Annotated in this window: 21 protein-coding genes; 7 read left to right on the top strand and 14 right to left on the bottom strand. The window is 37.8% G+C overall.

Annotated features, from left to right (window positions below):
* Positions 1-11: 11 nt before the first annotated feature.
* Complete coding sequence (locus BLS02_RS15275; protein WP_092493879.1) at positions 12-419, bottom strand: hypothetical protein; 408 nt, start codon at positions 417-419, stop codon at positions 12-14.
* A gap of 101 nt (positions 420-520) precedes the next feature.
* Between BLS02_RS15275 and BLS02_RS15270 the strand changes: the two genes are divergently transcribed.
* Positions 521-1,396, top strand: coding sequence for an AAA family ATPase (locus BLS02_RS15270; RefSeq protein WP_092493878.1), 876 nt, complete (start codon positions 521-523; stop codon positions 1,394-1,396).
* A 44-nt stretch (positions 1,397-1,440) separates the two neighbouring features.
* Positions 1,441-3,366, top strand: a complete 1,926-nt coding sequence (locus BLS02_RS15265; protein WP_092493877.1) for a vWA domain-containing protein — start codon at positions 1,441-1,443, stop codon at positions 3,364-3,366.
* A gap of 109 nt (positions 3,367-3,475) precedes the next feature.
* On the opposite strand, the gene BLS02_RS15260 is transcribed toward BLS02_RS15265, so the two are convergent.
* Positions 3,476-5,251 (bottom strand): Xaa-Pro dipeptidyl-peptidase, encoded by a 1,776-nt coding sequence (locus BLS02_RS15260; protein WP_092493876.1) that lies wholly within the window; start codon positions 5,249-5,251, stop codon positions 3,476-3,478.
* A 219-nt stretch (positions 5,252-5,470) separates the two neighbouring features.
* On the opposite strand from BLS02_RS15260, the gene BLS02_RS19030 reads away from it, so the two are divergent.
* From BLS02_RS19030 to BLS02_RS15250, 3 genes are all read left to right on the top strand, one after another.
* Positions 5,471-5,626, top strand: a complete 156-nt coding sequence (locus BLS02_RS19030; protein ID WP_175559505.1) for a hypothetical protein — start codon at positions 5,471-5,473, stop codon at positions 5,624-5,626.
* Positions 5,627-5,684: 58 nt separating this feature from the next.
* A complete protein-coding gene (locus BLS02_RS15255) occupies positions 5,685-6,050 on the top strand; it encodes a DUF1360 domain-containing protein (protein ID WP_092493875.1) in 366 nt (121 codons plus the stop codon).
* Positions 6,051-6,226: 176 nt separating this feature from the next.
* Positions 6,227-7,273, top strand: coding sequence for an FUSC family protein (locus BLS02_RS15250; protein ID WP_092493874.1), 1,047 nt, complete (start codon positions 6,227-6,229; stop codon positions 7,271-7,273).
* Positions 7,274-7,324: 51 nt separating this feature from the next.
* On the opposite strand, the gene BLS02_RS19025 is transcribed toward BLS02_RS15250, so the two are convergent.
* From BLS02_RS19025 to sspO, 8 genes are all read right to left on the bottom strand, one after another.
* Positions 7,325-7,468, bottom strand: a complete 144-nt coding sequence (locus tag BLS02_RS19025; RefSeq protein WP_175476862.1) for a hypothetical protein — start codon at positions 7,466-7,468, stop codon at positions 7,325-7,327.
* Between the two features lie 127 nt (positions 7,469-7,595).
* Entirely contained in the window at positions 7,596-8,504 is a 909-nt protein-coding gene (gene metA, locus BLS02_RS15245; protein WP_092493873.1) for a homoserine O-acetyltransferase MetA, read from the bottom strand.
* 453 nt (positions 8,505-8,957) lie between these two features.
* Positions 8,958-9,260, bottom strand: a complete 303-nt coding sequence (locus BLS02_RS15240) for a DUF3892 domain-containing protein (RefSeq protein WP_092493872.1) — start codon at positions 9,258-9,260, stop codon at positions 8,958-8,960.
* 23 nt (positions 9,261-9,283) lie between these two features.
* On the bottom strand, positions 9,284-10,468 hold the full coding sequence (locus BLS02_RS15235; RefSeq protein WP_092493871.1) for a peptidase: 1,185 nt from the start codon (positions 10,466-10,468) through the stop codon (positions 9,284-9,286).
* A gap of 155 nt (positions 10,469-10,623) precedes the next feature.
* On the bottom strand, positions 10,624-11,814 hold the full coding sequence (locus BLS02_RS15230; RefSeq protein WP_092493870.1) for an HD-GYP domain-containing protein: 1,191 nt from the start codon (positions 11,812-11,814) through the stop codon (positions 10,624-10,626).
* A gap of 246 nt (positions 11,815-12,060) precedes the next feature.
* Positions 12,061-13,275 carry an EAL domain-containing protein gene (locus tag BLS02_RS15225; RefSeq protein WP_092493869.1) on the bottom strand — a complete coding sequence of 405 codons (1,215 nt, stop codon included), beginning with the start codon at positions 13,273-13,275 and terminating at the stop codon, positions 12,061-12,063.
* Positions 13,276-13,513: 238 nt separating this feature from the next.
* On the bottom strand, positions 13,514-14,173 hold the full coding sequence (locus BLS02_RS15220) for a reverse transcriptase-like protein (protein WP_092493868.1): 660 nt from the start codon (positions 14,171-14,173) through the stop codon (positions 13,514-13,516).
* Between the two features lie 61 nt (positions 14,174-14,234).
* Positions 14,235-14,384 (bottom strand): small acid-soluble spore protein O, encoded by a 150-nt coding sequence (sspO, locus tag BLS02_RS15215; protein WP_092493867.1) that lies wholly within the window; start codon positions 14,382-14,384, stop codon positions 14,235-14,237.
* A 198-nt stretch (positions 14,385-14,582) separates the two neighbouring features.
* On the opposite strand from sspO, the gene BLS02_RS15210 reads away from it, so the two are divergent.
* Positions 14,583-15,422: a YitT family protein gene (locus tag BLS02_RS15210; RefSeq protein ID WP_092493866.1), complete on the top strand. Its 840-nt coding sequence runs from the start codon at positions 14,583-14,585 to the stop codon at positions 15,420-15,422.
* 45 nt (positions 15,423-15,467) lie between these two features.
* On the opposite strand, the gene BLS02_RS15205 is transcribed toward BLS02_RS15210, so the two are convergent.
* Complete coding sequence (locus tag BLS02_RS15205) at positions 15,468-16,391, bottom strand: MBL fold metallo-hydrolase (protein ID WP_092493865.1); 924 nt, start codon at positions 16,389-16,391, stop codon at positions 15,468-15,470.
* A 248-nt stretch (positions 16,392-16,639) separates the two neighbouring features.
* Here BLS02_RS15205 and BLS02_RS15200 point away from each other — a divergent pair, with 248 nt between their 5' ends.
* On the top strand, positions 16,640-17,125 hold the full coding sequence (locus tag BLS02_RS15200; protein ID WP_092493864.1) for a ferritin-like domain-containing protein: 486 nt from the start codon (positions 16,640-16,642) through the stop codon (positions 17,123-17,125).
* 342 nt (positions 17,126-17,467) lie between these two features.
* Here BLS02_RS15200 and BLS02_RS15195 read toward each other — a convergent pair whose 3' ends face one another.
* The 3 genes from BLS02_RS15195 to BLS02_RS15185 all read right to left on the bottom strand — a co-directional run bounded on the left by BLS02_RS15195 (position 17,468) and on the right by BLS02_RS15185 (position 21,990).
* A complete protein-coding gene (locus tag BLS02_RS15195; RefSeq protein ID WP_092493863.1) occupies positions 17,468-17,908 on the bottom strand; it encodes a GNAT family N-acetyltransferase in 441 nt (146 codons plus the stop codon).
* 178 nt (positions 17,909-18,086) lie between these two features.
* Positions 18,087-21,299, bottom strand: a complete 3,213-nt coding sequence (locus tag BLS02_RS15190) for an ABC transporter permease (RefSeq protein WP_092493862.1) — start codon at positions 21,297-21,299, stop codon at positions 18,087-18,089.
* Positions 21,292-21,990: an ABC transporter ATP-binding protein gene (locus BLS02_RS15185; protein ID WP_092493861.1), complete on the bottom strand. Its 699-nt coding sequence runs from the start codon at positions 21,988-21,990 to the stop codon at positions 21,292-21,294. The genes BLS02_RS15190 and BLS02_RS15185 overlap by 8 nt, the downstream gene beginning before the upstream one ends.
* Between the last annotated feature and the right edge of the window lie 308 nt (positions 21,991-22,298).

Here is a 22,298-nt window from a genome sequence, read left to right as displayed (position 1 = left end):
GGAATAGAAACTTAACTGATATTATCCCTTTCCTCCAGAACATCCTTAATTATCTCAATATGTAACGCAGCCCATGCTTTTTCTTTAAAATGAAAAAAGGCGCTCACTGTTAGTAAGATCAAGTATATTGTAATGAAAATAGCCCAAATTAAAATACCATCCTTAAATAAAAAGTCTTGAATTTTGTCAGAAAATAGAAATAAAAGCCAGGGAATTGCCGTGACAAATATAGGAATAATACCTGTTCCGTTTTGCTCTTTTACCATGCGATAATAAATTAATCTGAGGGTTTCGCTTTCAAGGGATTCATAAAACGATTTTATTTCAGCAGCTTCTTTGAGATCCTTATTCGAATGTATATCCTTCAGTTTCTTTAAAGTCAGGAATAACTTATGCGCATCGCCACGAAAAGAAAACATACAACCCCTCCTCTATTGGGACATAGGGACAGGTCCCTCGTCCCGCAATCTTTGTCAACTCCTCCGATAAGGTTTAAACTATCCTTGAAAGGAGTTTATCAATGCACACAAACTACAATCTTCCCAAAGATATTACTAATATACTTAATACTAACCAACGAACGGATGATAATACATTTCAGGAATTAATCCGACAAGGCGGCTATGTGCCACCTCATACAGATTTACTAATTGATGCGATTTCAGCACTAAGCATGGGGAAAAATATTTTACTGAAAGGTCCTACTGGGGCTGGAAAAACAAAGTTCGCTGAAACGCTGTCAAACTTATTCCACCAGCCAATGTTTAATGTCAATTGCTCAGTCGATCTAGATGCAGAAAGCTTAATGGGTTTTAAAACCCTGGCATATGAGGACGGAAAACAAGTAATTGATTTCGTACCAGGTCCAGTAACGAGCGCAATGAATGGTGGAACCTTCCTCTACATTGATGAAGTCAATATGGCGAAACCCGAAACATTACCGCTAATTAATGGTGTACTTGACTATCGAAGAACGGTGACGAATCCATTCACTAACGAAATCATAACTGCCGAAGAAGGCTTTAATGTTATTGCTGCGATAAACGAAGGCTATGTTGGTACCGTCCCATTAAATGAAGCGTTGAAAAACCGATTTATTGTCATTGATGTTCCATATCTTGAAGGTGAACAATTAAAGGAATTGATTCAATCAAACACAAGGCTAACCAACAACACAATAATTGACTTATTTGTCACGTTGTCCAGCGATTTGATTCGTTCAGTTGCTCAAGGGAAATTATCCGAAGAAGCAGCGTCCATCCGTGCTTTGCTTGATGCCTGTGATCTGAGTTCGATTATCCCGCCGAAACGCGCTATTTTAAGGTCAATCGTGGATAAACTTGAAGAAGAACGTGAGAAAGAATTCGTGAAAAATTTAGCAGACACCCTATTTTAATAGGAAAATTAATTCCACAAACAGATGAGAAAGGAGGATACTAAATGAAATATAACCGTTGGGATGATTCCAAGATAGATACCGATCTTTATTTGCAATTACAGGACCTATCCACCATATTATCGGATAATCCGGACTTAAAATTCGACTATAAGTATGGTTCGTTTATTGACCTCACGAATGGTAATGTTACAGGCAGTCATTTGTGGGATATTAGCAATCAAGAAATTAAGGAACGGGGTTATAAAACGGATGTGTTTTTGCGGACAATTGGAACACTGCATTATTCACAAGTCCCTTTTATGAAAGAATATATTGAAAAAATAAACGAATCAGGCATGCCGAATTTCGCTGCTCAACTTATTACATTACTGGAAGATATACGATTGGAAGAAATCATAACCAAAATAAGACCAGGCACAAAAAGAGACTTTGCCGTCCGAAGAAAACACCTGAAGCACTACTTTGAAACTCAATTAGGAACCAACGTGACAAGAAATCATTCACTTGATGAATTATTTTGTCTTATCTACCTATTGATTCAAACAGATCAGCCGGACCCAAATTTTCCTAAAGCGAATAAGCAGCAGCTTAGCAGCCTGGCAAAACTTAAACCGCATATCTATGCCTCGTTTGAAGCAAAAAATATGGAAGATATTACAGCTATTGCCGAACAAATGGTTTTGCAAATAGAAGATGATTATAAAGACATGATAAATGTCTATTTTTCTTTTCCGATTTCACATATTGAAAAGTATGAAAAGAATACATTATTCGATGAATTAACCCGGACAGATGACATACCAAACGATGAAAAAGAAGATATCGATGAAGAAAATAATGAGTCTATGGATGAACAATTACCCTCCTGGCACCAGGAAAATGAAAACAGTGACAGGAAACAAAACTTCCTGCAATTTGAATTAGAATCAGGTACGAAGACAAGTATTATCGGCAGTGGAGCAAGAGAAACTGAGGATGCTGACCAAGCCATGGGTACAATTCAAGGTGCTTCAGGGACTAGTGATAATAACGACTACTCAAAAGTCGATTCACTTGAAAAACAAAGCTCCAACAAAGGAAAGCATTCGAATGACAACGATCTAAACTATGGCGAGGAAAATAAAAATGCAGTAGCAATTGTCGAAAAAGCTAACACACCATCGAAGGAAGAACTTCTAGCCTACGAGAATGCTGTTGAAACGATTGAAGCTTACAAACGCAAGCTTGCGACCACCATTGAAAAAGTACTCGAGCACAAAATGAATGCACCTCGGAAAGATTTAATCATTGGCCGATTATCAAAAAAACTGTTGCCCGTTATTATTGACGAAAACCCAAGGGTATTCTATAAAAAAAATCAGGAATCCAAAGACATCGATGCTGTTTTCACCCTGCTTGTCGACTGTTCCGCTTCCATGCATAATAAAATGGAAGAAACAAAACGTGGCGTAGTTCTGTTTCACGAAGTATTAGAACAACTCAAGATCCCCCACTCCATCGTTGGATTCTGGGAGGATGCAAATGACGTAAAGGAAAACTATCAGCCAAATTATTTTCACGAGATTCATTCCTACACAGATTCCCTTTATCAAAACAACGGAGCAAGAATTATGCAGCTTGAGCCACAAGAAGATAACCGGGATGGTTTTAGCATACGTGTTATTACAAAGGAATTAGCAGCCAGAAGAGAAAAGAATAAATTTCTGCTCGTATTCTCAGACGGCGAACCAGCTGCAGCCAATTATGATCAGAATGGAATCATTGACACAAATCTGGCTGTGTCTGAAGCACGCAAAAAAGGAATAGATGTCATCGGAATGTTCTTAGCAGACGGAGAAATCGACGAAAGAGAAGATTTAACAATGAAGAATATCTATGGAAAAGAACGCCTAATGATCCCAAGCGTCGACGAACTCCCAGAACACTTCGCCCCACTCCTGAAAAAACTGCTATTGCGGACAATCTAACCGGGACAATGGGGGCAGGTCCCTTGTCCCAGCTCTCCCTTTAGTGGGCTTCCTACCCACTGAAATAGCAAAAGCGATCACCTGTTTAGGATGATCGCTTTTGCTCTTTTCATCGCAGCTCTATTATATCACCTACTAATGGAAGCGTCACATGGCTGCGCTCGGGATCAATGGAAATTGTCGTTCCAGATTCAGGACGTATCGTATATCTATTATCACTGGAAATAATAACGATACCAATTTGATGCCCAGCTTCAAACTGGTAATCATCTGGTTGCATATCCCAGTCAAAAGTGTATTGACGGTTTGGAACGAGTGCCTTTGATTTAGACATCGAGTTGATATTTTGTGGATCCATCCATCCACGCGTAACAATTTTAGCACCATCTGGTCCATAATCAACAAGCAACCCTGTTAAATTAGCAGTCGGCTGATCGATGCTGGCACGAATAGATACATTTGGTGTACCGCTCATACGATAGGACCCCGTTAATTCCTCGCTCAAATAAGCTTGGCGATTTGGTAATTCCATTAAAGGATTTTGAACTAATTCACTAGCTTCTATTAGCGCATTATCTATTAAACTATCTGCTTCTTTATTTTTATTTGGCACAGGTTGAACACTTAAACCACTTGCATCATTACTGCCAGCGGTAAAATGCAGTTTCGTATCAGTAGCATCAGCATTTGGCCATGCTTGTGTTGTCTCCCATGAATCATCTTCACGTTGGATATCAACAACTGGCTCATCCATTATTCCGTTATCTATATCGTATAACCAATGATCAAACCATTTATTTAGTGTTTTTAACCACTCTTCATTTCGGAAGTAGTATGGACTGGAGTGCCCGCCTTGATGCAGCCATAACTTTCTTGGAACATTATACTGCTTTAATTCTTCCCACCATTGTGAGAACTGCTGTGTTTTTACATTCCAATCATTTAAGCCATGGACAACAAAAACACTAGCTTCAATATCTTTAACATCATTCAAATAATTCCGTGCGTCCCAGAATTCGTTATAATCCCCGGTTTCTCGTTCCTGATCATCCTCAATTTGATTCATTAAATCTGAACAGACTTCCGGATTATCACGAGTAAGTACTGCTTTTCCTAATACATCAGCGTCCTCACCTTGATAACCTCCTGGAGCAACAACAGCCCCATTGGAACGATAATAATCATACCAGCTGCTAATCGCACCAATTGGAACAATGGTTTTTAGCCCTTCCACGCCAGTAGTTGCCACGCCGTTTGGCAATGTGCCGTTATAGGATACACCTGTCATGCCAACATTCCCTGTTGACCAATCAGCAGATACTGCTTGTCCATCTTCCGTAAATGCATCTGCCCGGCCATTTAGCCAATCAATGACAGCCTCCGTAGCACGAATCTCCCGTTCGTCCCCAACAGTAGGACAACCATCAGAAAGACCACTGCCAATACTCTCAGCAAGGACGACAGCATATCCTCGCGGGACAAAATAATCGTCATAATAGCCAGGTAAATCTGCAGCATAAGGTTTACCATGCCCATTTCTTTCTACTGGATTTAATTCGACATCTACGTCATGAAAATCCAGTGAAGAAAGTCCGGCGCGATAGGGACTCATTTCAAAAATAACTGGTACTTCCAACCCTTCCTCCGTTTCTTTCGGACGTATAATCTCAGCATGAACTCTGTCATTTTGCCCATCGCCATCACTATCAACTGTTGTTTCAATATAAACGGTTTCACGTACTGCATCCTCCTTGGAGAATACTTCTTGTGTAACCCCGTCTTCAACCTTAATTTGTGGTTCTGCGTCTGGATTCGCTGGTTCAGCAGCAACGTTCATGCCAAAAACACTTAGTAAACATACGGTGAATAACAATATTTTTTTCATCTTCTGTTTCCTCCTCCTTAATATGACAATTAATTTAACACAATTCGCAAGAAAATTTTGTCGATTATTGGAGAAAGATTGAAAGATAAAACTATTATCCTATTATAGTGTTTATTACCCAGTCACTTCTGATTTTACTGTTATAAAAAGATATAAATTTGGAAAACTAAACTTGATATCCAGAAATTAAATACATTTCATTTAGGAGGATGTATCTCAATGAATGATAATAAATTAAACGATAAACCGGCAAAAGAACAATTTGGCAAAGTTAAACCATATCAGGAAACGAACGAGGAAATTGCAAAAAACGATAAGTTAAAACAGAAACAACCAACTCCCAAACCAGATGACTTTGAGGAAATTGAGTATTAAAATGGTCGCCTTTACAGGGTAAACAAATATAATGTACTAATGGAGAGGGTCTGGTTAAATGGAAATTTCTTGGATCTCATTTGTGATGATTATACTCGCCAGTTACCGCCTAACACACTTAATCGTATTTGATAAAATAACCGAATTTATCCGGGAACCTTTTTTAACGGAGAAAAAGATTTCCGCTAACGAATCAAAAGAGGTGCCAAAATCGAAAATTGGTTACCTATTAACCTGCTATTGGTGTGCCGGGATTTGGTGCGCCACATTCTTAGCGGTGATTTTTTTGTGGATTCCCTTTATTGCTAAATATCTCATCTTTATATTGGCTATTGCTGGTGGCCAGGCAATATTAGAATCGTTTGTTGGAGTAAACATAAAACAAACAGCCCTGTATACAGAAGAAACGAAAGAATTGAAATGAGGAATAAAGACTATATGCATTTCGTTTGGTAGGTCATTCCAGGACATAATCCTGGAATGACCCTTTTTTAGTTTTAAGAAGCTTCTTCTGTCATTACATACACTTATTCCATAGGTCTGTCCCAAAGTCCCCTGCATATAAATAACAATATACGTTATATTTTAGGGGTGCTAAACATGGAATTCAATATCGGCCCACGCATGGTGAAAACTGGCCTTGCAGTTGTATTAACTTTACTGATCACAGGTATGCTAGAACTCGACTTGGAAATTGTGGCGGCGATCGCTGCTGTTCTGGCTATGCAGCCCTCCATTATGCGGTCTTACAATTATATTAAAGAGGTTATTGTTTCCAATGGGGTTGGGCTTGCGTTTGCTTTGCTGGGGACTTTTCTGCTCGGACATCATCCACTTTCAGTTGGTTTAATCGTTATCATATCCATTGCAGTTAACGTTAGGCTTGGTTTGCATAAAACTGTAAGCTTAACGGTCTTAACCATCATCGCATTGATGCTCGGAAACGAAAATGGGTTAAGCATTATGTATGTTATAGATCGTTTATCACTGGTTACAATTGGGGTGTTTTCTGCCTTTATCATTAACATGATTGTTTTTCCACCGGATCATCAGAAGAATTTATTCAGCCTGATTAAAAGTGCCAGCGAAAAAACAAACTTCCTATTGAGAGTACTACCGAATAAGACAATGAACATTCCTGAAATGAAAAAGGAAGACAGAGAAATTGAACAATTAATTAATGATGCAACAGAATATTATGACATTATATCTGACGAGAGAGGCCGTCTGTTCATTAAAAATCGGCGAAACTTTTACAGGAACGTTATCATTTATAAACATATGATTCGGATGCTAAGCAAAAAACAGACATTAATTCGCCAGTTAGAGAAAAACATCAACGAAATTGAGGCAATTCCAGACAATAAATCTAACGTGATAAAAAAACTGGTAAAAGAAATGAACAGCTACAGCGAAAATATATTGCTTTTATACGAAAATAAAATCATCCCCAATATAGATCTGCAGAAGGAAACCAAGACAGCGATGCAAATTACAGTCAATTATCTTGTCGAGGAACTGAAAGGGGCTGAGCTTGATAAATGGAATTTTGTTTTCCCCATTGCAAACAGTATTATTGAACTCTTTATCGAGTTGGATAAACTGGAAAGATTGGTGCGCATAATAGAATTGAAGAGAGAAAATTAGCGTATGATACCATGGACTGCCACTCCAGGGTACCATGCGCAACTTTTGGGCTTATTTATTTTTCCGATTCATCTGTTTGTTTCCAGCAACTTTGTTAGAAGTATCTGCACTGCCTTGATTTTCATAATACTTTGCTTCTGGATTATATAATTTATTTTCATCAGCAAAATCTTTTTTGCTTTTACCTTTTGCCATATGAATTCACCTCCATATATTAGGTTGTGTAATATATTTAACGTTATTCCAATCAAAAAACTGCAATTCTCACGGTAAAATGAGATTGCAGTTTTAACAATTTATATGACTGCTTTACCGAATGAAGTTAATCCCATTTAAACGGTGTTTCCTGATAGACATAGTAATTCAGCCAATTTGAGAAAAGTAAATGGCTATGTGAACGCCATATATTTGGTGGCTGTTCGTTGACATCATTGTTTGGATAATAGTTGGCTGGTATATCGATTTCCAGCCCTTTGTCAATATCACGTTCATATTCCTCAGCAAGAGCTGTTGCATTATATTCCAAATGGCCAGTAATCATAATATTTTTGGCGTCTTTGGACATGATGATAAACGGTGCATCCTCTTCAGAAACGGACAAAAGTGTTAAGTCCGGATTCTTTTCAATTTCCTCCCTTGGAACATTCGTATACCTTGAATGTGGCGCATGGAAAATATCATCAAAACCGCGCACAAGATTAACGGTAGGATCGGATATGCGATGCTTAAAAATACCAAAGCTTTTCTTCGGCATCATAAATTTTTCAATCCCATAATGATAATACAGACTTGCCTGAGCTCCCCAGCATATATGTAGAGTTGAAGTGACATTTCTGTTCGCCCAATCCATAATTTCCTTTAGTTCTTCCCAGTAGGTTACGTCTTCAAATTCCAATGTTTCGATAGGCGCACCTGTAATAATCATTCCATCATAGCGGCGATTTTTGACATCTTCAAAGGTTGTATAGAAGTTTTCCAGGTGGTGCCTGCTAACATGTTTTGACCGATGTGTTGCAGTCCTGAGAAAACTGATATTTACCTGCAGCGGCGTATTCCCCAGCAGTCGTAATAGCTGAAGTTCCGTTTTTTCCTTTTCAGGCATTAAATTTAAGATTAATATATTAAGAGGACGGATATCCTGTGTTTTGGCACGTGCTACATCCATAACAAAGATTTTTTCCTGCTTTAAAGAATCACTGGCAGGCAATTCTTTTGGAATATTAATTGGCATTTGACATCACTCCCCTTAAAAGATTCAGACATTTCTTCCATTATAGAATTCAATCAAATTGTTGGCAATCATTTTGAGGAATAAATTATGAAGGATAACTGATTTTAGTTCGATAACAGTTAAGAAGAAGATATCAAATGACGGGGGAATTATTGTGGAAGAATTGTATTGTTAAGCGTAACTTTTACTTTGTTCTTATACATCTATCATTAACTGGGCGATAAAACATCGTGTTTCTTCAAACGAAAAATGTTCACCTTTATAATGAACAGCCCTGTTTTCAGCAGATTCTGACTAACAACTCGCATTACTTTTTGAAATCCTCGTTATACATGGAGTCAATAATTTCACTAGTAGACTTATACTTACCTTCTTTGATTGGCCATCAAATCAAAAACCGCAACCTCAGCTATACATTAGATTGCAGTTTCATCTTGTTCCTTAAAATTTTAATTAAAACGTATCCAGGTTATCCAAGTTATTCTCTTTCACACCATCCGGTTCACTTCGGATAATATCCCTGCCATACTTATGGAATACATCTACATGAGCTAGCTTACCTTCTTTTGCTTCACTAAGTGCCATCACATAATCAAGCTCTCTTCCACTTTCCGTTTTAAATGCGATGATATCACCATCATCATTTTTGCGAACAGCAACTATTTGTTCCTGAAATGGATCTGCTTCAGTTTGTGCTGGGGCTTCCGTCTGATTCTTATAATCATTATATACGTTTTCTAAATCTTTGTTATCCATAAAAACACCTCCAAAACTTATACTTAGTATGTTCTGGAGGTATTGGATTTATGCCAGGAATAAATCAGTAAGCCAAACACCACTATTGTTTGCCCAAGAAAAACAACCGCATCCCAAAAATATGCGTTCCCACCAGGATGTAATAATTCAGGTAACGTTTGTGAGTACGCATAATATAGTTGTGGTATAAAATAAATGATAAATATACTAAACGTTAAAAGAACCCCACCTAAATAGAAAAAACTATACATACGAACAAATTTCGCTTCGTCCTCAAACGTTTCAGTAGTGGATTCCTGCTTAATAAATGGCAGCCATTTGTTTAAATACTGTTTCCCGTTTTCCATCAAGTTGTAACACCCTGTCAGATTTTCGCAAAGATAATATATATCTGTCTTCATATAAAAACAGCATTGGTAAATCGTTTTAATAAAGATATCAAGCACGACAATTCCCAGGAAACCAATGAAGAGTGAACTAGCCTCCGGAAAAGACAGTTTTAGAGTAAATGCAATAAGAATCATCAGTTGATCAAAACATATCCCAGCGAGATACAAAACATTTCGTTGCTTCGATGGCAGTTTCCATGCTGGTGATAAGTCTGTTTGGAACACTACAAATAATAATCGGTGCCCAACATCCAGCTTAGCTGGTAAGCCATGTGAACGAACAGCCAAAATATGACCAAATTCATGAATAACAATTAACAATAAACTAATGCCCATAAACGTTAAAATGTTAAATGTCATGGCATCAAAGATAAATAAATCCTGGTATGTAGGCAGTAACTGTGGATTTACAATTACAAGAAGGAAATTTAGAATTATAATTGCCATAAAAAGCTTTGTTGTCACTTTATTAAAAAAGAACTGTCCGACTTTAGGTGAAAGCCACGTAAACCCTCGAGGAGAATCATTATTTTTGGTAATCTGAAGCGTTTCACCATCAATTTCCTTAACAAGGCCAAGCTCTACAAGTTGTTCAGCAAATTCAACTAAATCCACTTCCTCCTCTGGATATTGTGGTTTCAGGTTTTGCTCGATATAGTCTAATGGAACATCTTTTTTAATTAAATGGATGGCATCAATACATATTTTAGGCATCTCAAAAAAATCACCAGAAAGGCTTTCTTCGACAATATAATGCTTTTTATCCTCTCGAATCGTTAGAGGATGTAAGGTTAGTTGGGATTTCAAGGTTATATTCATGTTCACACCACCACTGTAAAAAGGAAAAATAGGATGCTAATTTTAGCATCCATGATAAACCTAACCAGGTTTAATGATTAACGTAACCAACCACACCACCAGCAAGTAACTTTAATCTTATTAAGCTTACGGATTTTCATCTAAATTCACCCCCTTTAATTTGTGGTTGCAGTTTCTTCTAAACCTTCATCTTCATTATAATAATTATTGTGATAATCTGCCCAGGAAGGAAATACTTGTTCAAAAAGATCTACTAACTTAGGATCAAACTGAGTACCTCTACCGGAAATAATTTGGTTATAAGCTTCCTCTAAAGGTAATGCCGACCGATATGATCTGGAGGAAGTCATTGCATCGAAAGCATCCGCAATAGCTGTCACTCTCGGTAGCAGATGTGTCTCTTCACCCTTTAAACCATCAGGATATCCTTTCCCATCCCAACGCTCATGATGATGATAGATAACATTAATGTTGTCAGCAATTCCTTCCACCTGCTGAACCGCGTCCGCACCAACACTTGGATGAGTTTTAATTAAATCAAATTCTTCGGCAGTTAATTTACCAGGCTTAGTTAATATATAATCCGGAATATGAACTTTGCCAATATCATGTAAAAGACATGCATAATAAAAAGATTTTATTTCATCTTCTTTAATTTCTTCTGTTGCTTTCGCTAATCTTATTGCATATTCAGCAACTCGTTCGCTATGTCCACGTGTATAGGGGTCTTTTAGCTCTAATGTTGCGATGATTCCTTTTACGATACCTTCCAACTGTTTATCATAGGAATTCTCTACCGCCGAAACATAGCTTAAAAAACGATTGAGCAAAAGAAAGGATATCAGTGCCAACACAATTACCATTAGCAACGGCAACATTACTAATGAGTCTTGTATAACAATACCTACAACTACAAATTTAATAACAGTACCAATAGATACTAGGTAAAAAAACTTCTTATTTACAAATATTGGTGAAAACAGTACTATGGCAATTTCAATCACATTACCACTACCGTAAGAAAGATCGCTTCCCCAATAAATCCAAATGTCATTAATAATATTCATAGTTGTAAAAGTTAAAAAATAAATATACTTTATTATCCAAGGGTTTTGATTTTTCATATAGTAATAGGTTATTGGCAAAAGAATAAAAATAGCTATGTACATCAAATAATTTAATCCATAAGATGGTGTGCTCAATCCTGAACTCCATGGATTTTGCGGTATAATGTAGTAATAAAGTATATCATAAACAAAATATATGATATAAAATAACCATAAAAACCATATAGTGGTTCGTTTTTCCTCATTCAATAAAGTAGAGTTTCTTAGTTGGTTCTGCATTTCGTAATCCTCTCTGAATCTAGTATTCCATCATTTATCATTTTTTAATCTTTATTGACTAGTTACTTAGTAGTATAAGCGAAGTGTCGATATATGTAAATATTGGTAAGATATTAAAGGAATTCCACACAATAAAAAAATATTTGTAACTATATGCCTATATTAACATAAAATAGTAAATCAAATTACTCCTTTCGCAATTTACCTCAAAAGTTTGTTGAGGTGGGTTCATCTACCAAACATCCTTTAAATCAGTAAAAATTCATTTTCATAGATGAAAGTATAGCCTATATCAATAAACAAAAAATGTTGATTGGTCAATGGGTAACTAAACGTACGGACCATTTCCCTTGTTTCAATATCCGAATAAATGTCGGAAAGCATTCCTTTTCTCCATGTTTTCATTTGCATCACATTTTCCAGGAAATAAGGTCGAAACGCCCAGTTTGAACCTTTTTCGTGTGATTCCTGCTCCAAAATTTCGTCCCTTTTTCGAAAGTTTGAAGATACTTGATGGCCATTACCATTACAAATAAACATACGAAAGCTTTCTTCATTAAATTGATCCGTAACATCCTGAATAAACATGTCTGCCTTATCAGGACCCTCCCATTTGGAAAGCAACTTTTTAATCTTTTCTTCCCATGACAAGACTAAGGTTAACCGTTGCTCTACCAATGATTTCTCACGCTGAATATATACATCAACTTCTTTTTCAAGATTTAACGAAAGTGAATCACTCGATGCGAAATCAAATTCTGGTTGCGCAAGATAATGTCCTTGATAATACCGCCCTCCGTGTTTCCAGGCAAAGTGAAGCTGAGAATCAACTTCAATATTTTCAAACAGCATAGCTGCCCCTATTCGGCGGGCCAGCATGGATAGTGAATGCATAATATCCTGAAAGCCTTCCGTGTTATAAGTACGAATGATCTTAGTATTTATTTTTAGAATATGAGGCTCAAGCTGTCGGATTCGGTCAATATTAGAGCTCTTGGCCCCCACGCGATCTATAGCAATTTTTATACCATAGGTTTTGTAATATTGAAGCAAATGACTTAGGGAATCCGCCTCTTCATCAAAGTCATTCTCTGTCACTTCTATAACAACTCTCTCCATAGAAAATCCTCTTTGCTCGAAGGTAAGCAGCGTTTCCAACAAACGCTCGCCATTATCTATCATTAATTGTTTGGCATTTCGGTTGATAAATAAATAACCTTCCTTATTTAATTCCAGCATTTTTGAAATTGCTATTTCTAATATGTACTGGTCAACTTCTACTTTGAATTCTTCTGGGACTTCGGTATCGTGAAAAAATGCGCCAAGACTTCTCCACTCATGACCATCGTGAAACCGGCCCAATACTTCATAACCAATCACATCATACCGAACAGCACTGATGATTGGCTGATAAACAGGCTTTACGTTATGTAGATTATCAACAATATCTAATGGATCCATGAGTCTGCCTCCCCCAAGTTACCCTTTCCTTACTTAATTCTACTCTAATTATAGAACTTTTTTAATCATTTTGATAATTATCTGCTGACAGATAGTTTTTATGCATTACTACTGATTAAGATACAATACTACATAGAAAGATTATTTGGAGGTTACTACAGGAAAATCATTTTCTATATACTTAATTCGAGTATATTTTGGTTGTTAATGGAATAAGAACAAAATATGTAGAAATTAATTAAGCCTTCACTTCACTCGTACTCGTTATTTCAATTTCTTTTAACGCCTGGGATGCTAACTGGTCTGCCTCTTTATTTCCTTTTCTGGAAACTAGTTTGTATTCGGCATCAATCCCTAGCTGGCTGACATGACTTTCAATTCGATCAGCCCACTTGGCCAGTTCCTCTTCATAACATGGCCAATCCTCTTTCAACTGGTTAATGACAACCTGAGAATCTCCAATGAATGTAACAGGTAAATGATGGACACCTAAAAGCTCCAGTTCTTGTAATCCAAGATGCAACGCTGCATATTCTGCTTCATTGTTCGTTTCAAGCTCCTCGACAATAGCATTCTTCCTAAGCCGATATGACTTATTATTTTGCTCATAATAAATCGCACAGCCCAAGCCAGATTTATTAGTTTTCAGATCAAATCCACCATCAAAATAAATCGTCACATTATGAGGCTCCGTTTTGATTTCCTCCATCTGTTTCCTGAGTTCCTTCAGATTCCACCTATTTTCATGATTGTCGATAAACATTATGTTTTTCATTCGTCCTGTTTTTTCCAAATCTTCAGCTAATAACAGTGCTTTTTTGGCACGCATCTCCTCTGAACTGAATGTTGTTTCCGTTCCTTTTGGAGTCTTATAAGTTAATTCAAGTCTCACATTCATACCAATATCCCCTTTTTTAAAGAAATGAGGAATGTAGATTTAATACATCCCCCAAAAACTGCTATTGTCGTTTTTTCGTTTTCTTATTATTTTGTCGCTCAGCTTCAGTTAGCGGCTCATTCGCAAATTCATGGTCAAAATCCTTCGATAAGTCTTTTCTAACAGCCTGCTCATCGCTGACACCACTATCATTTTTCCTTCTTTCACCCATATAATACACCTCCACACATGTAGTTTGGCAACAATAAAGGCTTTATATGCAGGGACGTAAGGGACAGGTTCCTTGTCCCAGTAGAATGCGATTTTCCTATCAGTGTGAAATATAGCCGTTTTACGTTCAGTGTTTGTGGGAACATTAATGCATAGCGACGAAAACGAATCTTAGCCTTTAAATTAAGGAGAAAAAACTATGTCAAAAATCATTAGTGACATTTTATTAATTATTATTGGCTCCATGATCTACGCATTGGCTCTAACATTGTTAGTGATACCAAACCAATTAGCGGAAGGCGGCATACCCGGAGCATCGATTATTTTACACTACGCATTCGACTGGTCCCCCGGAATTGTGAATTTTGTTTTAACTTCAGTGATTTTACTAGTTGGGTACCGTGTATTACCTAGACGGACGGTTTTTCTATCAGTCTTAACAGCACCGCTTATTTCTTTCTTTATTTTCATATCTGAGGGAAAAGCTGAACCATTAGGCGACCCACTTGTCTCGGCAATTTTCGCCGGTTTTATTATTGGGATCGGTGCCGGGTTAATCTTTCGTACCGGCAGCTCCATGGGTGGGTCAAGTATTATCGCCCGAATGTTCCATTATAATTTAGGATGGGATTTAACTAGAACAAATTTCGCACTAGACTCATGTATCGTATTATCCGGCCTACTAGTAATCGGTCCACTGAATACCATGTACACCATTGTTTCTCTATTTGTTGGAAAAAAATCAACAGATCTCATAATGGAAGGTTTAGACACAAGAAAGGCAGTCAGCGTAATCTCTACCCAAGCATCGGTTTTAGCCGACGAAGTAATCAAAGAAATGAAAACAAGTGCAACCGTATTTAAAGGATATGGTGGTTATTTAAAAGAAGATAAAGATATGACGTATATCATTATCAATAAATTTCAATTGATGAGATTGAAGCGCATCATAAATTCTGTCGATGATCGAGCTTTTGTGGTTATCCATGACGTTCGCGACGTTTTTGGCGGCAGTTTTTCCTGGCCAACCAAAAAATAAACAAGGACTGGAACATTACCCCGAACTGGGACAATGAACCTGACCCTATTGTCCCTGAAACACGGCTACTCCATCAGAGATTTCTCGTTTTATTTTCCCAGCTGCTTCCAAATAGATTAGGCGTGTTAATATTGCCATAAATGGTGCAATTAATAAACCTTTATCACCATATACCTCCTGGCATAATTGATAAGCTGTTTTACTTTCATATTTTATCGATTCAAATACTTCCTGCAAACGGTGATTATGTCTGGATTTTAATCGGCTTATACGTTCACTGAAATTATAGATTAAATTGCCGTGGCCAGGCAGAGCTACAACTGGTTGATATTTTTTTATATAATCTAACGAATTGTAATAATCCTTCAGAATATTACCTTCTTCACCAGCCCATAATCCGATTACGGGAGAGATATCTCTTAACATATGATCACCGACAAACATGATTCCTTTCTCTTCGTTATATAAACAGAAATGATCCGGCGCATGTCCTGGTGTCCAAATAGGTTTATAGTAATCTTCTCCTATTTTGATTTGCTCATCTTCTTTAATCAGACCATCCGGGTCGAAATCATAAATGGAAGTATCCTCTTCCCCCTTCACAGGAAAGCCTGGACCACCATGTGTATTAAGTAGAAAGTTCAGTTTTTCTCTGGTTCCAGGAACACGGCGCTTTTCGACTTCCTTCATTCCTAATTCGAATATGTAAACAGGAACACCAAGATCCTGTTGAAACCATTTAGCAAGTCCAATATGATCCTGGTGGGTGTGCGTCAATACCACTTTTTCAATTTCAATACTGGATTCCAACACCTTTTTCCATTCGTTCTTTGCTTCTCTTGTGTTTATGCCGGTATCAATAACCGTGTAACCCTTATCCCCTTTTACTAGATAACAATTAACATCATTTTTTCCAGAATTAAAATGGATGACTAGTTTATATATATTTTCAGTTACTTTTTCCAACATGTTACATTTCCCTTCTCTCTTAGAAAAACCCAGTTTACCACCATTCTTACTTATGCAGTATACTTTCTTAACTATCAAAAAACTTATAATAGTAATTTTAACTTCAGTTTTTTGAAATGCAAGAAGGAGGCTTGGCTTATCACCAAACAATCCTCAGACTTTTTATCCTACCATGCAGCGGTCACCCAATTATTTCAAACACATATAATATGAATGACTTATTTTAAGAAAATTGGAGGCTAGCATCCATGAATCCCTATTATTTTGACACGAACCATCCTTATCACTCTTATCGTCAAACTGCCGAAAGTTATGGTGCTAAAGGAGCTTTAAATGCTGCATCACTAACATTACCTGAGATGCTAACTTTTGCATTGCAGGACGAATTCCTAGCACAACAGAGATATCAGAATGTACTTTTAAACTTTGGATATGTGCGTACCTTTGCTCAAATTCAGGAGGCGGAACTGAGACACATTAATGCATTACTACCTCTCTTTAATCGATATCAGGTACCAGTACCGCAAGATATTTCAAGTATGTTCATTACGACACTGGAAACGATTAAAAATGCTTTTGCAGAAGGTGTTCAAGGAGAAGTCGACAATATCAATATGTACGAGAAATTTCTCGCACAGAATATCCCCTCTGATGTACGCATGGTATTCACACAACTGCGCAATGCATCATTGAACCATCTGGCTGCTTTTGAAAGAGGTTTAGCACGAGATTGATAGAGGACAGGAACCTTGTCCCACCAACCTGTCAAATTGTAACTATTGTAGTCTACCTAAACAGAAGAAGTAATCGCCCCAGCACCAATTGGTAAGCGATTACTTCTTCTGCTACAATTTTATATTGGTCAACCGCTCTTTATGCGGTCTGTAGTTGTAGGTATCGAGTAGTTGAAGCTAATCGATACCTTATTCTTATTAAATATTTATACTGTCAATATAGACGAGGATTCTCCTGGGGCAAGAAATCTCTGCTTCTAAGAAAAACATCGGCCTGGAATCTGTGATAATACATAGAATCCTAATAGAACTAAAGACCTGTCCGGGACGATGAACCTGTCCCTATTGTCCCACAACCCTCTTAAACACATAACTTACCTTATCATAGTCCATTTTCTCTTCATAAAAGCGATGTGCGTTCTCCCGTTTCAACCCGGATGATAATGCGACACTTTCATAGCCGTTGTCCTTTGCCCATTTATGTACATATGAAAGCAACTTCTCACCATATCCGTTTGAACGATTGTTTTCGCTGGTAACTAAATCACAAACCCAAACAAAACGGCCATAATAAAGCGTAATCATTGGTTTGAATCCAGTGACTGCAACAATTCCCTCCTGGTCATACAATGCAAATAATCTGTACATATCTTTTTCCTGGGCCTCAGTAACTAATTCCAAGTAAGTTTTTTCATCCAAGTGAGTACGAAGCTGATTCATAACTGGAAATGCTTGAACAATCTCTTTGCGTGATATAAGTTCTTTAATTTTTAATGTGTCCACTTTTAAAACTCCTCATCTAGTTTCCTGCTTTGATTCCGCCACCTAATAAATCCTTACTCCATATTATCAAAGCCTGCTATAAGAAGGAATCCTACAAGATTGATAGATTCGCTAACTAAAACTCTGAATCCGAGAACGGATTCAGAGTTTTTTGTGTAAACATGATATTTTAAATGTTCTACTTAATTTCAACAACAATTTCCCCTGACCTAGGCATCCATGAATGATAGCCATACAAAATTAGTCTTTCAGCGTCTTTTGGAACTTCATAAGTCAGTAATATTTTTAGTTTCCCTGGTCTCCGAAGGGATATTTTGTTCCAATTTTCCGCCTCTACTACCTCATAATCAATCGCCTCATATTCATTACCTTGTTCATCGAATAGATGGTAACCAAGATGAGGCTGGTATTGGGTGCCGCCTGATTCACCACCTCTACGTATCCTCTCAGATGCTACAGTAATCAGGTCAGTATCATCACTTTCAGGTTGAATACCTTCAGGGTTTGAAACCAAATTAAAGGCAGTCACCTCATCTTCTCCATACTCAAAAGGCTCCCCTAGCACATAAACTCTGTAAGCATTATCTATTTTATCTTGAATAAAATCCCTTTCAGAGTCATCCTTTTCCAATTCTTCCTCTTGTGGTGATTCCTCTTCTATTTGCGAGAAGCTTTCCTGCACGTCCCCAGTTGTTCCTTCTGCCGCTGATGTATCAACGGGTTTAGAAGTAGCCGATTTCTGTACATCTGGAATCGCCTGTGTAAGTACAATTACAATGCCCAAAAACAAACATGTTCCAGTCACACCAAACGCATATTTAAAACTTTTTTCGGTTTTTTTAGAATTGAACAACCCACCATTTAGTCCTTGATACGGTTGAATTTTTCCGGCTTTTTGGGCTGGCAGGATCGCGCCGATTATTCCCGTAACAACTGGGATTAGAATAGTCGCAAGGAAAAACGGAATTTGTTCAACCGGAAATTGCCCATACATACCATAAATCATACCAAACGCAATCCCTAATCCAATCACTCCAGCGAATAATCCGTTTAATCCGCCTTCGATTAACACAAGCATTCGAATCGTATGATTTTGCCAGCCGACCGCTTTTAATACCGCTAATTCCGGTTGCCTCTCCGCTACATTTTGCCAAATAATTTCTGCTGTTGTAAGGATCGCAATTGCAATCGCAACGCCCATCGCAATATAATGCATGGTGCCTACTTCCATGGCGACATATTCCCCAAGCCATGTAGTAAACATCGTGCCCCGAAGCTGAAGGGTAATAAATAAAAAGAAAATCAGCAGACTTGTTGGCAGTGCAATTGAAATGATAGATAATATACTGCGTTTCCACTTCGAGAGTAGGTTTTTTAAACTCATACGGAAGATTGTCGTCGTCTTAAATAACCGACTGCCACGATTCGTCACTTCTCCAGCCTTCATCGTTTCGTACGGTGATATTTTACGTACCAATACACCTGGAATAAAGGTACCTAATACATATATAGTAATACCAAGAATCCCTATGAGAAACAGACGCAAAGCCGATGTCTGGATATCACTCATCACATAAATGGACCCCAGAATAAGCCAACTAATCAGTGATACAAACAGTCCAATGAGTGCGGCCTCAATAAATAAAAGTTTCGTTAATTGATTGGGTCGCCAGCCGACCGAAAGTAAGACAGCAAATTCCTTTTTCCTTGCGTACATCATGATGATGTTAGATGAAAAGACATAAACAACTGCTACTAGAATTACACTTCCAATTACACCGGACATCCCAATTTGTGATTCTTTGAAAATAGTAACCGATGAACCGAGTTTAATCCATGGCTGTTCTACCCATCCAAGGTTTTCTTTTTCTTCCACCCCAGGTATGTGGGCCAACGCCGGCTGGGGAGAGGATCCCAAGGTAACATCGGTAATCAGCCCAGTTGTATCTTCAATATCCTGAGCCACTTCCTGAAGAAGCTGTTCACTATCCTCTGTTAATTCTTCAACTCCATTCACCTTGAGACGAATTGCTGAAATCGGTGCATCTCCTAAGACTTCTGCCGCCGCATCTATCGTTGTCAGCATTAATGGCGGTTTGGTCAAAAATCCATATGGGTTGTTAAGTGGTTTCATTAGCTGTGGCGGGTTAACCGGCTGTTCATGTTTGTCCAGTACCCACTTTGCTTTGGAAGGGAAATAGGTTTCCATTGGCAATTCTGTTAATGGATCTTTAGAAACATCCAACTCCCGTGGATCAAATACTCCCTTAAAGTCTAATTGTAGCCTTGGCCATTTTGAGCTATCATCACTGAACATGGAAATTGGACGGTACGCATGATTTACAGCGAGTAAAGATTCCTCTGGGACAATATATGGTTCTACCTCATAGGCAAATGGCCATCGATCTCGGAAAGGACTTCTTACTTCCCGATAATTAACAGAGGACGGTCTGAATGGCATCCAATTAAAGCTCCCGGATAAATAACTTCCATCACTTATTTGATTGACAATTTTCTGGTGAGTATCTTCCGTGGTGTGTATAAACTGATCTACCCGTTTCCCTGGCTGTTTTTCCAAATAGTCTTCTCCACCATATTCTTTCACTTTCTTCATCGTGGACGATGGATCTCCCTTAAAAGAAATGTTCAGTTTTTCAACGGTTGTCCTTCGTTTACCATCCACAAATTCCTTATTACTCATGATGACAGGAATCTTTGTATCAAGTTTAACCTGTTCCACTTTATCTTCGTCTGATAAGAACTGACTATTGCCATCTTTAATTATTGCTTCATCAATTCCTACAAGTGCCGACTCAGTCTCTGGGTCAATGCCAGCAATCAGGACTTCGGTTCCATATTCAAACATACCATCAAAATAGGTGACTCCATATTCACCTGCACTCTTCTCTTTTATCCCTCCCCATCCTTCTGTAAAATAATATGTGTACTCGTCTGTAATTTGTTCCACACCAGTATTAGTAGTATTTTCTATCGTCACTCGGTAAATACCTGGCTCAGTATAAGTAACACTGTCAAGTTGAATAGAGTTTCGCATATACCCCATCATCGCGATAGGAGCCGCAACCTCAACATCCGTCATGGTTTTAATTTTTTCATATTGATCGAGTGTAATACCGCCATCCAAACCACTGAGATAATTAGGCTCCAACAGATTCCGGTCCTCTGTGACACTGCGGGAATCAGGAGGACGAACGACAATATGATACGACGATTTCCAGCGTTTTTGTAATTCATCAACGACAGTTGCATTGCTTGCTTGCGTGATACCCACTAAATAACTAAGTCCGATACTAACAATTAGCGCACCAATAATTAGTAATATAAAACGTTCCTTATTGCGCCACCATGAATTCCATATAAATTTAAGCATGGACTTCACTCCTGGTATCGCTGATTATTTTCCCATTTTTCATTTCAACAATCCGATCTGCTCTTGATGCTAATTCATGATCGTGCGTCACATAAATAACACCACATCCTTTTTCTTTATTTAGCGTAGTTAACCGATTGAAAATAATTTCCCCTGTATCGGTGTCGAGGTTTCCAGTCGGTTCATCTGCAAGCAGCCAGCTAGGTTCATGGACTAAAGCACGGGCAATCGCAACACGTTGCTGCTCACCACCGGAAAGCTGAGCAGGTAAGGAATTAAATTTATCCTCCAGCCCCACTTGGATTAATAAGTTTTCTGCTCGCTCTTTTTTGTCATAAGATACTTTTCGCGAAAATAATGGAGACATGACGTTCTCTATTGCCGTCAAAGTAGGCAGAAGGTGGAACTGCTGAAAAATAAAACCGATGTTTTCAAACCGAAAATCAGCTAGGTTTTTCTGATTTAACTTTATGATTGAACTATCACCATAAAGAATTTCTCCATCTGTAGGTAAATCAAGTGCGCCGAGTAAACTAAGCAAAGTTGACTTCCCTGAGCCAGATGGTCCAACTATTGCAACTAATTCACCTTCTTCAAATCGAACATTAATATCCTGTAAAGCATATGTACTAATCCCATCACCTTGAAATACTTTGTTTACACCCTTACATTCCATTACATTTGTAACCATTGATATCCCCCATTCAAATAATACTTAGCTCGCTCTCTAATTATTTGACGACACACCAGGAAAAAGGTCCCATTATTACGGAATGGCATAAACTGTAGTGGTATTTGTAATTGATTAGTAAACTTGGCTTATCGCCAATCCCTAATGGCGAAAGCCTTAGTTGCACTTATGCATTAAGAAAGGATTTATATTCTTATCTGCAAATAAAAAAATCTCAATTCAATGAGCTGAGATTTTCCTTCTATTTAATTCAATTGCTTCTTCAACTAGGCACCCAGTAGTGTAATGAAGAATACTATATAAAATGC

The sequence above is a fragment of the Virgibacillus salinus genome (assembly GCF_900102415.1).
In the GTDB taxonomy this organism is placed as follows: domain Bacteria; phylum Bacillota; class Bacilli; order Bacillales; family Amphibacillaceae; genus Lentibacillus; species Lentibacillus subterraneus.
Note: the sequence above shows the minus strand (reverse complement) of the source record. Positions and strands in the feature narration are given on the sequence as shown.